The organism is Gemmiger formicilis (assembly GCF_016901605.1).
Lineage (GTDB): Bacteria > Bacillota > Clostridia > Oscillospirales > Ruminococcaceae > Gemmiger > Gemmiger formicilis_B.
This window is the reverse complement of record NZ_JACJKP010000764.1, coordinates 1-222: the sequence shown is the minus strand read 5'-3', so window position 1 is coordinate 222 and position 222 is coordinate 1. Positions and strand designations below refer to the sequence as shown.

The 222-nt window shown below is 63.1% G+C and carries 1 pseudogene; it reads left to right on the top strand.

Features of this window, described 5'->3' with window-relative positions:
- Window positions 1-20: 20 nt before the first annotated feature.
- Window positions 21-222 (top strand): annotated as a pseudogene (locus H6B10_RS16760) (hypothetical protein); the annotation flags it as partial.

The window sequence follows — 222 nt, the reverse complement described above, 5'->3', positions numbered from 1 at the left end:
CAAAAAAGGAGGATTTTGTTATGTTACCGTCCCTTGCCCTGATCATTCTGGTGGGGTTGGCCCTGGGCCTGCCCTGCGGGCAGCTGGTGCTCTCGGTGGCGGTGCTGGCCATCCAGGGGGACAAGCTGGATACCTACGCCAAGGCCCGGGGCATGCAGCAGGCGGAACAGAAAATGGTGGAAGCCCTGAAACAGGACCGCGCCACCCGGTTCGGCGCGGTGC